This window comes from Variovorax sp. OK212 (assembly GCF_900112425.1).
In the GTDB taxonomy this organism is placed as follows: domain Bacteria; phylum Pseudomonadota; class Gammaproteobacteria; order Burkholderiales; family Burkholderiaceae_C; genus Variovorax.
Map to the genome: position 1 here is coordinate 763845 of NZ_FOLP01000002.1, position 14385 is coordinate 778229.

14 protein-coding genes and 1 tRNA gene are annotated in these 14385 nt (G+C 70.2%); 7 read left to right on the forward strand and 8 right to left on the reverse strand.

Annotation, left to right across the window (positions count from 1 at the left end):
- Nucleotides 1–109: 109 nt before the first annotated feature.
- On the forward strand, nucleotides 110–2014 hold the full coding sequence (gene selB / locus BM004_RS10080) for a selenocysteine-specific translation elongation factor (protein ID WP_093212908.1): 1905 nt from the start codon (nucleotides 110–112) through the stop codon (nucleotides 2012–2014).
- A 17-nt stretch (nucleotides 2015–2031) separates the two neighbouring features.
- Nucleotides 2032–2124, forward strand: a tRNA-Sec gene (locus tag BM004_RS10085).
- Nucleotides 2125–2178: 54 nt separating this feature from the next.
- Here BM004_RS10085 and selD read toward each other — a convergent pair.
- Nucleotides 2179–3246 carry a selenide, water dikinase SelD gene (gene selD, locus BM004_RS10090; protein WP_093212910.1) on the reverse strand — a complete coding sequence of 356 codons (1068 nt, stop codon included), beginning with the start codon at nucleotides 3244–3246 and terminating at the stop codon, nucleotides 2179–2181.
- 75 nt (nucleotides 3247–3321) lie between these two features.
- Here selD and BM004_RS10095 point away from each other — a divergent pair, with 75 nt between their 5' ends.
- The 5 genes from BM004_RS10095 to mnmH all read left to right on the forward strand — a co-directional run bounded on the left by BM004_RS10095 (nucleotide 3322) and on the right by mnmH (nucleotide 7877).
- Nucleotides 3322–4179: a putative selenate ABC transporter substrate-binding protein gene (locus tag BM004_RS10095; RefSeq protein ID WP_093133326.1), complete on the forward strand. Its 858-nt coding sequence runs from the start codon at nucleotides 3322–3324 to the stop codon at nucleotides 4177–4179.
- Between the two features lie 154 nt (nucleotides 4180–4333).
- Complete coding sequence (locus tag BM004_RS10100; protein WP_093212912.1) at nucleotides 4334–5149, forward strand: phosphonate ABC transporter ATP-binding protein; 816 nt, start codon at nucleotides 4334–4336, stop codon at nucleotides 5147–5149.
- A complete protein-coding gene (locus BM004_RS10105; protein ID WP_093212914.1) occupies nucleotides 5149–5976 on the forward strand; it encodes a PhnE/PtxC family ABC transporter permease in 828 nt (275 codons plus the stop codon). Before BM004_RS10100 ends, BM004_RS10105 begins: the two co-directional genes overlap by 1 nt.
- The gene (phnE, locus tag BM004_RS10110; protein ID WP_093212916.1) at nucleotides 5973–6782 is read left to right on the forward strand and encodes a phosphonate ABC transporter, permease protein PhnE; all 810 of its coding nucleotides are present in this window, start codon (nucleotides 5973–5975) and stop codon (nucleotides 6780–6782) included. The genes BM004_RS10105 and phnE overlap by 4 nt, the downstream gene beginning before the upstream one ends.
- A gap of 24 nt (nucleotides 6783–6806) precedes the next feature.
- A complete protein-coding gene (gene mnmH, locus BM004_RS10115; protein ID WP_093133318.1) occupies nucleotides 6807–7877 on the forward strand; it encodes a tRNA 2-selenouridine(34) synthase MnmH in 1071 nt (356 codons plus the stop codon).
- Here the strand turns inward: mnmH and fdhD are convergent.
- From fdhD to modB, 7 genes are all read right to left on the reverse strand, one after another.
- A complete protein-coding gene (gene fdhD, locus BM004_RS10120; RefSeq protein WP_093213093.1) occupies nucleotides 7811–8725 on the reverse strand; it encodes a formate dehydrogenase accessory sulfurtransferase FdhD in 915 nt (304 codons plus the stop codon). The genes mnmH and fdhD overlap by 67 nt on opposite strands.
- A 19-nt stretch (nucleotides 8726–8744) precedes the next feature.
- A complete protein-coding gene (locus tag BM004_RS10125; protein WP_093212918.1) occupies nucleotides 8745–9053 on the reverse strand; it encodes a hypothetical protein in 309 nt (102 codons plus the stop codon).
- Nucleotides 9050–11398 carry an FdhF/YdeP family oxidoreductase gene (locus BM004_RS10130; RefSeq protein ID WP_093212920.1) on the reverse strand — a complete coding sequence of 783 codons (2349 nt, stop codon included), beginning with the start codon at nucleotides 11396–11398 and terminating at the stop codon, nucleotides 9050–9052. The genes BM004_RS10125 and BM004_RS10130 overlap by 4 nt, the downstream gene beginning before the upstream one ends.
- The gene (locus BM004_RS41935; RefSeq protein ID WP_256219848.1) at nucleotides 11395–12054 is read right to left on the reverse strand and encodes a YlcI/YnfO family protein; all 660 of its coding nucleotides are present in this window, start codon (nucleotides 12052–12054) and stop codon (nucleotides 11395–11397) included. Before BM004_RS41935 ends, BM004_RS10130 begins: the two co-directional genes overlap by 4 nt.
- Before the next feature lie 61 nt (nucleotides 12055–12115).
- A complete protein-coding gene (locus tag BM004_RS10140; RefSeq protein ID WP_093212922.1) occupies nucleotides 12116–12904 on the reverse strand; it encodes an ABC transporter ATP-binding protein in 789 nt (262 codons plus the stop codon).
- Nucleotides 12901–13650 carry a molybdate ABC transporter substrate-binding protein gene (gene modA, locus BM004_RS10145; RefSeq protein ID WP_093133310.1) on the reverse strand — a complete coding sequence of 250 codons (750 nt, stop codon included), beginning with the start codon at nucleotides 13648–13650 and terminating at the stop codon, nucleotides 12901–12903. Before modA ends, BM004_RS10140 begins: the two co-directional genes overlap by 4 nt.
- Nucleotides 13651–13685: 35 nt before the next feature.
- Nucleotides 13686–14369: a molybdate ABC transporter permease subunit gene (modB, locus tag BM004_RS10150; protein ID WP_093133308.1), complete on the reverse strand. Its 684-nt coding sequence runs from the start codon at nucleotides 14367–14369 to the stop codon at nucleotides 13686–13688.
- Between the last annotated feature and the right edge of the window lie 16 nt (nucleotides 14370–14385).

Below are 14385 nucleotides of genomic sequence, written 5' to 3' on the forward strand. Positions count from 1 at the left end.
GAGGGCCGGGGTGGGGGCACAACGGCCTCCCAAAATACGCAGCGCCCGATCGAAGCCCCGCCCCCATCCCAACCTTCCCCCAACGTGGGAAGGCGCAAGCCCGCAAGCCATGATCATCGGTACCGCGGGCCACATCGACCACGGCAAGACCACGCTGGTGCGCGCCCTCACCGGCGTCGACACCGACCGCCTACCCGAAGAAAAGCGCCGCGGCATCTCCATCGAACTCGGCTACGCCTACCTGCACGCGCCCGGCGTGTCGCTGGGCTTCGTCGACGTGCCGGGCCACGAGCGCCTGCTGCACACCATGCTGGCCGGCGCCACCGGCATCGACCACGCGCTGCTGGTGGTGGCCGCCGACGACGGCGTGATGCCGCAGACGCGCGAGCACCTGGCCGTGGTCGCGCTGCTGGGCGTGCAGGAGGCGACGGTGGCCATCACCAAGATCGACCGCATCGACGCGGCCACGCGCGCGGCGCGTCTGGCCGAGGTGCAGGCGGACATCGCCGCGCTGCTGGCACCGACGCCGCTGGCGCATTCGCCGATGCTCGCGGTATCGGCAACGACCGGCGACGGCATCGACGCGCTGCGCGAGCGGCTGCTCGATGCGGCACGCCGCGAGCATGCGCATGAAGACGGCCTCGCCTTCCGCCTGGCCGTGGACCGCGCCTTCACGCTGTCGGGCGTCGGCACCGTCGTTACCGGCACGGTCTTCAGCGGCAGCGTGCGCATCGGCGACGAGCTGGGCGTCGTGCCCAGTGGCCACACGGTGCGCGTGCGCGGCATCCATGCGCAGAACCAGAAGGCCGAATCGGCCCATGCAGGCCAGCGCTGTGCCCTGGCGCTGGCCGGTGTCACGAAGGACCAGATGCACCGCGGCGACTGGGCCTGCGCGCCCGCCATCGCCCTCACGACGGACCGCATCGACGTGCGGCTCACGCTGTGGCCCGATGAACAGAAGCCGATGCGCTCGGGCACGACGGTGCATGCGCACCTGGGCGCCAGCGACGTGATGGCATCGCTCGCGCTGCTCGACCGCGATGCGCTCGCGCCGGGAGAAACCGCCCTCGCCCAGCTCGTGCTGAAAGACGGCGTCGGCGCATGGCATGGCGACCGCGGTGTGCTGCGCGATGCCTCCGCCACGCGCACCGTGGCCGGCGTGCGCGTGCTCGACCCGTTCGCGCCGGTGCGCTACCGGCGCACGCCGGAACGCCTGCGCACGCTGGCCGCGTGGTCCATCGACGATCGCCCCTCGCGCGTGGCCGCGCTGCTGCACAACGCACCGCTGGGCCTCGACACCGGGCGGCTGGCGCGCGCCCTCTCGCTGGCGAACGACGCCGCACTGCCGCTGCCCGGCGATGCCGTGCGCGTCGCGCACACCGCCATCGCGCGATCGCACTTGGACGCGCTCGAGGCGCAGATCGCCGCGCGCCTCGCGGACTTTCATCGCGCCGCGCCCGACGAGGTCGGCCCCGACGCGCGCCGGCTCAAGCGCCTCGCCGGCCCGCGCACCGACGATGCACTCTGGCGCCATGCACTCGACGCCCTCGTCACGCGCGGCGCGCTGGTGCGCAGCGGCACCTGGCTGCACCTGCCCGACCACGCGGCGCGCCTCGACGAGGCCGAACACAAGCTCGCGCAGAAGCTGCTGCCCCGGCTGGCCGACGGCGGCTTCGATCCGCCGTGGGTGCGCGACCTGGCGAAGGACTGCGCGGCGAGCGAGCCGATGGTGCGCCAGACGCTCGCGAGCCTTGCACGGCGCGGCGAGGCCTTCCAGGTGGTGAAGGACTTGTACTATCCGCTCGCCACCGTCGAGCGGCTCGCGGCCATCGCGCGCGACTGCCTCGACGGGCCGGAAGGCTTGCAGGCTTCAAGCTTTCGCGATGCGACGGGGCTGGGGCGCAAGCGCGCGATCCAGCTGCTGGAGTTTTTCGACCGCGTGGGGCTGACGCGGCGCGTGAAGGACGCGCACCTGCTGCGGCCCGACACGTCGTTGTTCGGGGCGAGGCCGTGAACGACGAAGACAGTCATGGGAGGGGATCGTCCCTGGTGGGGCGGCCGGGCTTCAAACCCGGTGGGTGGCGCCAGTCGTCGCCGGGAGGGTTCGACTCCCTCCCCCTTCCGCCGCATTTCTTGTCTTGCTCCTTCCCCTTCCGGGGGAGGGAGCAATGCGGGGACTCAGGGCACCACGCGCAGCGAAGGCGCACCGGCCTCGACACGGCCGATGACCGCGGCCTTCGCAAAACCCTCGTCGCGGAAGATCTTCAGCACCGCATCGACCGCTTCCGGCGCACAGCTCACGAGCAGGCCGCCCGAGGTCTGCGGATCGCTCAGCAGGTCCTTCGCGGTGGCCGGCAGGCCGGACGCCAGTTCGACGTCGGCGCCATAGCCGGCCCAGTTGCGGCCCGACGCACCCGTCACGAAACCGCCGGCCGCCATGGCCACCACGTTGTCGAGCAGCGGCACCTTCGACCACTCGACCACCGCCGTCAGCCTGGCGCCGCGCGCCAGCTCGAGCGTGTGGCCGGCCAGGCCGAAGCCCGTCACGTCGGTCAGCGCATGCACGCCGTCGAGCGCCGCGAGCGCCATGCCGGGCGTGTTGAGCTTGGTCGTGTTCTCGATGAGCTGGCGATAGCCCGTCTCGGACAGCTGCTCCTTCTTGAGCGCGGCCGACAGCACGCCCACGCCCAGCGGCTTGCCCAGCACCAGCACGTCGCCGGCCTTCGCATCGGCATTGCGGCGCACGCGCTTCGGGTGCACCAGGCCCATGGCGACGAGCCCGTAGATCGGCTCGACCGAATCGATGGTGTGGCCGCCCGCAATCGGGATGCCGGCGGCACGGCACACGTCCTGGCCGCCGCGCACGATCTCGGCAATCACCTCCACCGGCAGCTGGTTGATCGGCATGGCCACCAGCGCCAGCGCCATGATCGGCCGGCCGCCCATGGCGTACACGTCGCTGATCGCGTTGGTCGCGGCGATGCGGCCGAACTCGTAGGGGTCGTCCACGATGGGCATGAAGAAGTCGGTGGTGGCGATCAGCGCCTGCTCGTCGTTGAGCCTGTAGACGGCCGCGTCGTCGGCGGTCTCGATGCCCACCATGAGCTCGGGCGGGATCATGCCGCCGGCGTGGTTCTTCAGGATCTGCGAGAGCACGCCGGGCGCGATCTTGCAGCCGCAGCCGCCGCCATGCGAAAAACTCGTGAGGCGCAAGGGCGCGAGCGGGTTCAGGAGCGTTGGGTTCATGGGGCCGATTATCGAAGCGGCCCTGCTTTCTACAATCCCGTCCTTTCCTAACCCGCACGTCCCCGAGGCACATCCATGAAGAAGACTCTCACCCACATGGCGCTCGCGCTGGCCTTTTCCGCCGCGAGCGTCGGCGCCCTCGCCCAAGGCGTGCTGCGCGTCTCGGCCATTCCCGACGAGGCGCCCACCGAGCTGCAGCGCAAGTTCACGCCGCTGGGCGACTACCTGAAGAAGGAAACCGGCATGGACGTGCAGTTCACGCCCGTGACCGACTACGCCGCCGTGGTCGAAGGGCTGGCCACCAACAAGATCGACATGGCCTGGCTCGGCGGCTTCACCTACGTGCAGGCGCGCATCCGCACCAACGGCGGCGCGGTGCCGATCGTGCAGCGCGCCGAAGACGAGGTGTTCACCAGCAAGTTCATCGTGCCGATCGACAGCCCCGCCAAGACGCTGGCCGACCTGAAGGGCAAGACCTTTGCGTTCGGCGCGCCCTCGTCCACCTCGGGCAGCCTGATGCCGCGCTACTTCCTGCTGCAGGCCGGCATCAATCCCGAGAAGGACTTCAAGACGGTCGCGTTCTCCGGCGCGCACGACGCCACCGTGGCCTTCGTGGCCGCATCGCGCGCCGAAGCGGGCGTGCTCAACGCGTCGGTGTGGGACAAGCTGGTCGAGTCCAAGAACCCGAACGCCGCCAAGGTGCGCGTGCTGGCGACCACGCCGACCTACTACGACTACAACTGGACGGTGCGCCCGGGCATGGACCCGGCGCTGCAGAAGAAGCTGACCGACGCGTTCCTCAAGCTCGACCCGGCCAACCCGGCGCACAAGGAAATCATGGCGCTGCAGCGCGCGAGCAAGTTCATTCCGACGAAGTCGTCGAACTACGACGGGATCGAGACGGCGGGCAAGTCGGCGGGTTTGATCAAGTGATTCTTTGGCAGGCGGGGGCACCCTCACCCCAGCCCTCTCCCGCGAGCGGGAGAGGGAGAGGGAGCCAATACCGACAGGCCGGCTCCGTCTTGCCCCCTCTCCCGCTTGCGGGAGAGGGTCGGGGTGAAGGAACGCCCTCCGAAAGCCCCACTGCGTGAGCTTCTCCCTCAACGCCATCGGCGTCGTCCACCCCAACGGCCACCGCGCCCTGAACAGCGTGACGCTCGCCGCCCACAAGGGCGAACGCATCGCCGTCATCGGGCCTTCGGGCGCCGGCAAGACCACGTTGCTGCGCGTGCTCGGTGCCGCGCTGCGGCCCACCGAAGGTGAAGTCGAAGCCCTGGGCACCCACCCGTGGCAATTGCCGGCCGCGGCGCTCAAGAAGCTGCGCGCCCGCATCGCCACCGTGCACCAGTCGCCGCCCATCGCCCCGCGCCTGCGCGTGGTCACCGCCGTGCTCGCGGGCCGGCTCGGCGAATGGTCGACGCTGCGTGCACTCCGCTCCCTTTTCCACCCGTCGGACATCGCAGGCGCGCACGAGGCGCTGTCGCGCCTGTCCATGGAAGACCGCCTGTTCGACCGCTGCGACCGCCTTTCGGGTGGGCAGCTGCAGCGCGTGGGCATTGCGCGCGCGCTCTACCAGCGTCCCGACCTGCTGCTGGCCGACGAACCCGTGTCCGCCCTCGACCCCACGCTGGCCGACGCCGCCATCGGCCAGCTCGTTGCACAAGGCGAAACCACCGGCGCCACGCTGGTCGCCTCGCTGCACGCGGTGGACCTGGCGCTGCGCTGGTTCCCGCGCATCGTCGGCATGCGCAACGCGCAGGTGATGTTCGACCTGCCCGCCGCGCAGGTCACGCCCGCCATGCTCGACGCGCTCTATGCGAGCGAGGGCGGCATCGCCACGCAGCGCCCCCTGCCGCCGGGCGCGGCGACTGAAGCGGCCTTTCACCGGCCAGATTGCCCTTGATGAGCACCGCCATCGCGCAGCGCGATCCGCACGCCATGCGCCGGCTCGCCGGATGGCTGGCCGCGCTCGTCATCGCGTGGCCGATGCTCGCGCTCTCCGAATTCAAGCCGTGGGCGCTGTTCGAAGGCGGCAACCTCGCGGTGATCGGCGGCTTTCTCGCGGGCTTCTTTCCGCCCGACGGGTCGCCCGCCTTCCTCGCCCTGCTCTTCAAGGCCACGCTGGAAACGCTGGCCATGGCCACGGCCGGCACCGCGCTGGCGCTGCTGATCGGCGCGCCGCTGGGCTTCGTGACCACGCGTGCGCTCTCCATCTCGCGCATCGGCCCGGGCCCCGGCCGCGTGCAGGCCGGCGTGGTGCGGCAGGCCGCGCGCTGGCTGCTGATGGTGCTGCGCGCCATTCCCGAGATCGTGTGGGCGCTGCTGTTCGTGCGCGCGCTCGGGCTGGGCCCCGCCTCGGGCGTGCTGGCGCTGGCCATCACCTACGGCGGCATGCTGGGCAAGGTGTACGCCGAGATCCTCGAATCGACCGACACGCGCCCCGCGCGCGCGCTGCTCGAAAGCGGCAGCGGGCGCTTCGCCGCGCTGTGCTACGGCCTGCTGCCGAACACGGCGCAGGAGCTGGCCTCGTACACCGTGTACCGCTGGGAATGCGCGGTGCGCGCCTCGGTGGTGATGGGTTTCGTGGGCGCGGGCGGGCTGGGCCAGCTGATGGACCAGTCGATGAAGATGCTCAACGGCGGCGAGGCGAGCAGCATCCTGCTGGTGTTCCTGGCGCTGGTGCTGCTGGCCGACCTGCTGAGCAACGCATTGCGCAGGCTGCTCGCATGACGACGACGCCCTCCTCCCTTCCTCCGCGTCCGCCGCCGTGCTGGCGCTGCCGCATCGCGCTGCTGCTGATCGGCGTGTCGGTGGTCGCGAGCTTCGTCTACCTGGGCATCGACTACCGCGCGCTGGGCTCGTCGGAGTCGCTGCGGCTCATGGGCAAGTTCATTGCCGAGTTCTTCCCGCCCGACGTGTCGCCCGACTTCCTCGCCAGGGTCGGCCACGGCGCCTTGCAGACGCTCGCGGTGTCGGCGCTGGGCACGGTGCTGGCGGCGCTGGCGGGCGCGGTGCTCGCGCTGCCCGCCTCGGGCCGCGCGGGCTGGCTGCCGCGGCATGCCGCGCGCTTCGCGCTCAACTTTTTGCGCAGCGTGCCCGAGCTCGTATGGGCGGCGCTCATGGTGCTGGCCGCGGGCATCGGCCCGTTCGCCGGTGCGCTGGCCTTGTCGCTGCACACCACCGGCGTGCTGGGCCGCCTCTTCGCCGAAGCGCTGGAGAACGCGCCGCGCGAGCCCGAGCATGCGCTCACGCTCTCGGGCGCCGGCCCGGTCGCGGCCTTCAGCTACGCCAGCCTGCCGATCGTGCTGCCGCAGTGGGTGGCCTACACGCTCTACCGCTGGGAAATGAACATCCGCATGGCCGCCGTGCTGGGCTTCGTGGGCGGCGGCGGGCTGGGCCAGCTGCTGTACTTCCACCTGTCGATCTTCCAGCAACAGCAGGCGATGACGGTGCTGATCGCGATGTTCGGGCTGGTCACGCTGGTCGACTTTGCGAGCGCTCGCTTGCGCCGTGGCCTCGGCCCGGCGTACGCATGACAATCGGGGCATGAGGTTCCTGCCATGAGTCATCGCCAGCCCGTGCGGGTGCCCGACCGCCACGCCTTCGACACGCTGATCGACGCGCGCTCGCCGGCCGAGTTCGCGCTCGACCACATTCCCGGCGCCATCAACTGTCCGGTGCTCGACGACGAGGAGCGCCGCATCGTCGGCACCATCTACGTCCAGACCGGTGCCTTCGAGGCGCGGCGCATCGGCGGCGCGATGGTCGCGGCCAACATCGCGCGGCACCTGCGCGACACGCTGGCCGACCGGCCCGAGAACTGGAAGCCGCTGGTCTACTGCTGGCGCGGCGGCATGCGCAGCGGCTCGATGGTCACCTGGCTGCGCCTGGTCGGCTGGGATGCGCAGCAGCTCGCGGGCGGCTACAAGAGCTTTCGCCGGCATGTGATCTCGCAGATCGATTCACTGACGCCGAAGCTCGACCTGCGCGTGGTCTGCGGCGCCACCGGCAGCGCCAAGACGCGCGTGCTGCATGCGTTGGCCGCGCGCGGCGCGCAGGTGCTCGACCTGGAAGACTTCGCGAACCACAAGGGCTCGCTGCTCGGCTCGCTGCCGGGCGTGGCGCAACCGTCGCAGAAGCACTTCGAGACGCGCATTGCCGCCGTGCTCGAAACCGTCGACCTCTCGCGCCCGCTGTATGTCGAGGGCGAGAGCATCCGCATCGGGCGGCTGTCATTGCCGCTGTCGCTGGTGGCGCAGATGCGCGCGGCGCCGTGCATCGAGGTCTCGGCCACGCCCGAGGCGCGGCTGGCCTACCTGCTGCGCGACTACGCCTACCTGGGCGACGACCGCGAGGCGCTCGCCGACAAGATGGGCGTGCTGAAGGAACTGCAGGGCAAGGAAACGGTGACGCGCTGGCAGCAATGGGCGCACGAGGCCGACCTGCCGCACCTGTTCGCCGAGCTGATGTCGCTGCACTACGACCCGCACTACGAGAAGTCGCAGGAGCTGCACTTCCGCGCCTGGGCGAAGCGCCAGCGCGTGGCGGCGCCCGACCTGTCGGATCAGGGCATCGAGGCGGTGGCCGACGCGGTGCTGGCGCTCGGCGAAGGCGCGAGCCCGTCGGCATAGAGCACGCCGCGCGGCGCGCGGCACAGGCCCCAGAAACGCAGGCCGCTGAGCTCGGCCATGCGCACGCCCATCGAGGTCGGCGCTGAGATGGTCGCCATTGCCGCGATGCCCAGGCGCGCGCACTTGCGCACCAGCTCGTGGCTGCCGCGGCTGGACATCAGCACGAAGCCGGGCTCTTCGAGACGGCCCGCCAGCGCGAGCTTGCCGAGCAACTTGTCGAGCGCGTTGTGGCGGCCGACGTCTTCCATCAGGTCGCTGAGTTCGCCCTCGACGCTCGCCCAGGCCGCCGCATGGATCGCACCGGCTTCGGCGTTGAGCACCTGGCGCGGCGCCATGGCCGCGAAGGCGCGCAGCACGGTCGCGAGGTCGATGCGTTCGATCCATTCGCGCGGCGGCACGCGCTGCGGCGAAAGGTCGAGCCCCGCGAAGCTTTCGACACCGCACACGCCGCAGCCGGTGCGGCCCGCGAGGCTGCGGCGGCGGTCCTTCAGGCGTTCGAAGCTGCGCGTGGAAATCTCGAGCTGCACCTCGACACCTGGCATGCCGTCGGGCAGGCCGGCGTCGGAAGCGTCGACCGTCCGCACCTCGATGCCGCGGCAATCGGCCGCCGTGTCGAGGATGCCCTCGCTCAGCGCGAAGCCCAGCGCGAAGGCCTCGAGGTCTTGCGGCGTGGCCATCATCACCGCGTGCGAGACGCCGTTGAACACCAGCGCCACCGGCACCTCGGACGCCAGCGTGTCGTCGCGCACCACGCCTTCGGGCGCGAGGCCGCGCTCGCCGAAGACGTGCACGGCATGCCGCGAGAGCGACGGCAATGAATCGGAGTCGAGGGTCGTGGGGTCTTGCATGGCCGCGGCCATTGTCCGCTCAGCCGGCGTCTTCGTCAGCCGGCAGGGCGTCGACGCAGGCGCGGCCCGCGTCGGTGAGGTGCGCCACCCAGCGGTCGTCCAGCTGCACCACGCGCACCCAGCCGGGCCCGCGCACGCCGCCGATGGCGGCATCGCCCATCAGCGTGAGATGGCGCATGACCACGCTCGCGCCCTGCCCCAGCCGCTTGCCCAGGCGCGGCAGCGACATGCCGCCCTCGCCCGGTGCTTCGGCGAGCGCGCGCAGGATGGCCACGCAGAAGGAGTCGGCGCCGAAAGAAGAAGAGGAAGAAGAAGTGGCGGCGGTCATGCCGCCACGGTATCAGCCTCGGCCGGCGCGGGTGCGGGCGCCACGTGCAACGACAGCACCACGGGAATGGACTTGGAGGTCGGCGTGCCCGCGTTCTCGGCCACCGACGACAGCGGCACCAGCGGGTTGGTCTCGGGGTAGTACGCCGCGAGGTTGCCGCGCGGAATGTCGTACGCCACCAGCTTGAAACGGTCGGCGCGGCGCTCCTGGCCGTCGCTCCACACGGTCTGGATGTCGACCCAGTCGCCGTCCTTCAGCCCCAGGTGGCGGATGTCGTCCTTGTGGATGAAGACCACGCGGCGCTGGCCGAACACGCCGCGGTAGCGGTCGTCCATGCCGTAGATGGTGGTGTTGTACTGGTCGTGCGAACGCGTGGTGAGCAGCGTGAAGACCACCGTGTCGGTCTGCTTCGCGAAGCGCGCGCGGGCGCGGTGCGCGTGGGTGTCCAGCGGCACGGCGTGCGTGAAGAACACGGCCTTCTTGGAGGGGGTGTTCCACACGCGCTCGCTCGCGGTGTTGCGCAGGCGAAAACCGCCGGGGTGCGCCACGCGGGTGTTGAAGTCCTTGAAGTCGTCGAACACGGCTTCGATCTTGTCGCGGATGCGCGCGTAGTCCTCGATGAGCCACAGCCACGGCGTCTTGCTGCGCGCGCCGATGGTGGCGGCCGCCAGGCGCGCCACGATGGCGGGCTCCGACAAGAGGTGCTCCGAGGCGGGCGGGTTGATGCCCATCGAGATGTGCACCATGCTCATGGAGTCTTCCACCGTCACGCCCTGCGCGCCGTGGGCCTGCATGTCGATCTCGGTGCGGCCCAGGCACGGAAGGATGATGGCCTCGCGCCCGTGGATCACGTGGCTGCGGTTGAGCTTGGTGGTCACGTGCACCGTGAGGTCGCACTTCTGCAGGCCCTTCCAGGTCTGGTAGGTGTCGGGCGTGGCGGCCGCGAAGTTGCCGCCGAGCGCGAAGAACACCTTGCCCTTGCCGTCGAGCATCAGCCGGATGGCCTCGACCGTGTCCACGCCGTTCTGGCGCGGCGGCTCGAAATCGAACACCTTCTGCAGCCGGTCGAGCAGCGCCGCGGGCGGCTTCTCCCAGATGCCCATGGTGCGGTCGCCCTGCACGTTGCTGTGGCCGCGCACCGGGCAGGCGCCCGCGCCTTCGCGGCCCATGTGGCCGCACAGCATGAGCCAGTTGCCGATCATCTGGATGGTGGCCACCGAGTGCTGGTGCTGCGTGATGCCCATGCCCCAGCAGGCGATGACCCGCTTGGCGCCCAGGTACACGTCGGCGGCGGCGCGGATCTGCGCCTCGCTCAGGCCCGACTCCTGCACCAGGATGTCCCACGACTCGGCGCGCAGGTCGTCGGCCAGCGCCTCGAAACCGGTGGTGTGCTCGGCGATGAATTCGTGGTCGAGCACCGAAGGCTCGCCGCGCGCCACGGCCGCGTCTTCGCGCTCGATGACGTGCTTCATCATCCCCTTGACCGCGGAGAAGTCGCCGCCCACGCGCAGCTGGAAGTAGTGCGTGCTGATGGGCGTGGAGCCCATGGTGGCCATCTCGAGCTTGTCCTGCGGATCGGCGAAACGCTCCAGCCCGCGCTCGCGCAGCGGGTTGAAGCTCACGATGCGCGCGCCGCGCTTGGAGGCCATGCGCAGCTCGCCGAGCATGCGCGGGTGGTTGGTGCCGGGGTTCTGGCCGAAGATGAAGATGGCGTCGGCCTTCTCGAAGTCTTCCAGCGTGACCGTGCCCTTGCCCACGCCGATCTGCGGGCGCATGCCGCTGCCGCTGGGCTCGTGGCACATGTTCGAGCAGTCGGGAAAGTTGTTGGTGCCGTACTCGCGCACGAACAGCTGGTACAGGAACGCAGCCTCGTTGCTGGCGCGGCCCGAGGTGTAGAAGATCGCCTGGTTCGGGTCGGGCAACGCGTTCAGGTGCAGCGCGATGCGCTCGAAGGCGGCGTCCCATTCGATGGGCACGTACCGGTCGCTGGCCGCGTCGTAGGCCATGGGGTGCGTGAGGCGGCCCTGGTCTTCGAGCCAGAAGTCGCTTTGCTGGGCCAGCTCGGCCACGGTGTGTTTCGCAAACAGCTCCGGGCCGGCGCGGCGCGCGGTGGCCTCGGCGGCCACGGCCTTCACGCCGTTCTCGCAGAACTCGAAGGTCGAGGCATGGTTGCGGTCGGGCCAGGCGCAGCCGGGGCAATCGAAGCCGTCGGGCTGGTTGGCCGAGAGCAGCGTCTTCGCGCCCTTGATGGGAATGTCCTGGCGCAGCAGCGCATTCGTGACGCTGCGCAACGCGCCCCAGCCGCCGGCGGGGCCCTTGTAAAACTCGATCTTCTGCTCGCTCATGCCGGGAGTGTTCGCCCCCCGGATGCCGCAGTCAAATTGGATCGGCACATGCGGTGATTCAAAACGGAAATGAAGGGGCTTTTGCGGGGCCCGCCCCGGGGCCGATCAGCGTGGTGGCCGAAGACGTGCCGGCGAATGTGCCCGCGGCAGGGGTGCCGTGCAAGGTGCTGCGGGAGATCACGGCGCGGGTTGTCGCCCGCCTTGCGGCAAGTGAACGGTGAAAAGCGCAACGCGGCCATGCCGTTTCCGATCGCCTCGAGGGCGCGCTCGGCCAACGCCGGGTCGCCGTCTCTCGCCAGTTCCCGCTCGCGCACGAAGTCGTACAGCCGCTCGATGTCTTCGGCCGCCTGGCGCGCGAACCGAACCGCGCAGCTCACCGGCGCGCCGCGTTCTGGCGCTTCCTTGCCGATTCGAGTTTGCTTTCCGAGGCGATGCATCACCTCGCCTGCATCGGCATGGTCGCCGCTGCGGCGGGCGCCGGCCAGTGAAGCCATGCCGCGCGCAACGAATTCGGCCTGGCTCTTGCGCTGCAGGACACAGGCGCGCACCGCGGCCTCGACGAACTGGGACAGGGATTCACCCTCGCCGAGCACGCGCTCGACTTCGTCCCGGAACTCGGGCTCCACGCGAACGGAAGGAATGGTGGCGCTTTTCATCGCCAAAGTGCATCGCTTGTGCGATGCAAACAACCCAAAGCCGGCGGTCAGCGGCCAGTGGTCAGCCGCGCGCGTCCTGCATCAGCAGCCCGCGCAACTTGCTGCGCAGCGGCGTGTCTTCGACCTCCTGCACGCCGGCGACGTCGCGCAGCGCGAAGTCGCGGCTCTGCGCGTCGTGCAGGTCGATCTCGCGCACCACCTGGCCGTCGCGGTAGACGAAAGCCACGTCGGCCAGCGCGAGCACGTCCTCGATGTCGTGCGTGATCATCAGCACCGGAATGCCCCACTGCTTGCGCACCTGGGCAAGCTCGTTGCGCAGTTCGGTGCGCAGCATCGGGTTGAGCGCGGCGAAGGGCTCGTCGAGCAGCAGCACCTGCGGCTCGCAGGCCAGCGCACGGGCCAGCGCCACGCGCTGCTGCTGGCCGCCCGACAGGTTCTGCGGGCGGCTGTCGGCCAGCGCCGCGAGCCCGAAGCTCTCGAGCAGCGCCTGCACGCGCTCGGCGTCCTTCGCGGGCGGCTTGCGGCGATGCCACGCGGTCAGCCCGAAGGCCACGTTCTCGCGCACGCTCAGGTGCGGGAACAGCGCGTAGTCCTGGAACAGGTAGCCCACGCGCCGTGCCGGCGCGGGCACGTCGATGCGCCGCGCCGAGTCGTACAGCGTGCGGCCGTCGAGCCGCACATGGCCCGACGCCGGATGCAGCAGCCCCGCAATGGCCTGCAGCGTGAGCGACTTGCCCGCGCCCGACGGACCGTAGAGCGCGGCGAAAGGCACGTCGGTCCGAAAGCGCACGGCCAGGTCGAAGCGGCGAGCCCCGTCCTTCACCGAGAGCTTCAGATCGACGTCGATCATGGTTTGCCGAAACCGTAGCGCGTGAGCACTTCCTGCGCGGCGGGGGTCGCGAGGAAGCTGACGAACTCGCCGGCCAGCGCCTTCTGCTTGCTGTCGGCCACCACGGCGATCGGGTACGTCACGGGCGTGTGGCCGGTGGGCGTGAAGGCGATCTTCACCTTGTCGCCGGCCACGGCCGCGTCGGTGCGGTAGACGAAGCCGGCCTCGACCTCGCCGCGGCTCACGTAGTCGAGCACCTGGCGCACGCTGTCGGCCTGCACGAACTTGGGCTCGAGCGTGGTCCAGAGGTTGGCGCCGTCCAGCACCTGCTTGGTGTAGCGCCCGACCGGCACGGTCGCGACCTTGCCCACGGCGATCTTCTTGACGTTGGCACCGCCCAGGTCCTGCAGCGTCTTCAGGCCCACCGCGTCCTTGGCGGGCTCGACGAGCACCAGGCTGTTGGTGACGAAGTCCTTGCGGGTGGCGGTGTCGATCAGCTTCTGCTCGACGCCGCGGTTCATGGTGTCCTGGTCGGCGCTGGCGAACACGTCCACGGGCGCGCCCTGGCCGATCTGCTGCAGCAGCACGCCCGAGGCGGCGAAGTTGAAGCGCACCGTGGCGCCCGACTTGGCGGCCTCGAACCTGGGACCGATTTCCTTGAACGCATCGGTCAGGCTGGCGGCGGCGGACACGGTGATCTGCTGCGCGCCGGCGGCCAGCGGCAGGGCGAGAGCAAGAACCAACGACAGGAGGCGGAACGGGCGCATGGAGAACTCCAGATTGCTTGTTTGTTGAAACGGAATCAGCGAAGGGAAAAGAAGCGGTTCGACAGCACCAGCACGGTGACCGACAGCAGCGAGGTGACCACGACCAGCAGCAGCGCGAGGTCGTCGTGGCCGGCCTGCACCGCGTCGTAGATGGCCATCGACAGCGTCTGGGTCTGCTTGGGAATGGAGCCCGCCACCATCAGCGACGCGCCGAACTCGCCCATGGCGCGCGCGAAGGCCAGCAGCGTGCCGGCCAGGATGCCGGGCCAGGCCAGCGGCAGCGTGACGCGCAGGAACACGGAAAAAGGCGACTGCCGCAGCGTGCTGGCCGCGGCCTCGAGCGAGCGGTCGACGCCCGAGAACGCCGCGCTGGCCGACTTGAGCACCAGCGGCAGCGCCACCACGGCCGAGGCCACCACGGCGCCGTGCCAGCTGAAGATGATGGTGTAGTCGAGGTGCTCGCGCAGCCACGCGCCCAGCGGGCTGCGGCGCCCGGCCGCCACCAGGATGGCGTAGCCGATCACGGTCGGCGGCAGCACCAGCGGCAGCATGAATATGGCCTCGAGCACGGTGCGCCCGAAGAAGCGCTTGCGCGCGAACACCCAGCCCAGCGCCACGCCGACCACCAGTGCCAGCAAGGTCGCCACGGCCGCGACCTTGAGCGACAGCACCAGCGGAAACCAGTCGGTGGAGGCGATGAGCGAGTTCGTCGTGTTCATGAGAATACGGCGGGAT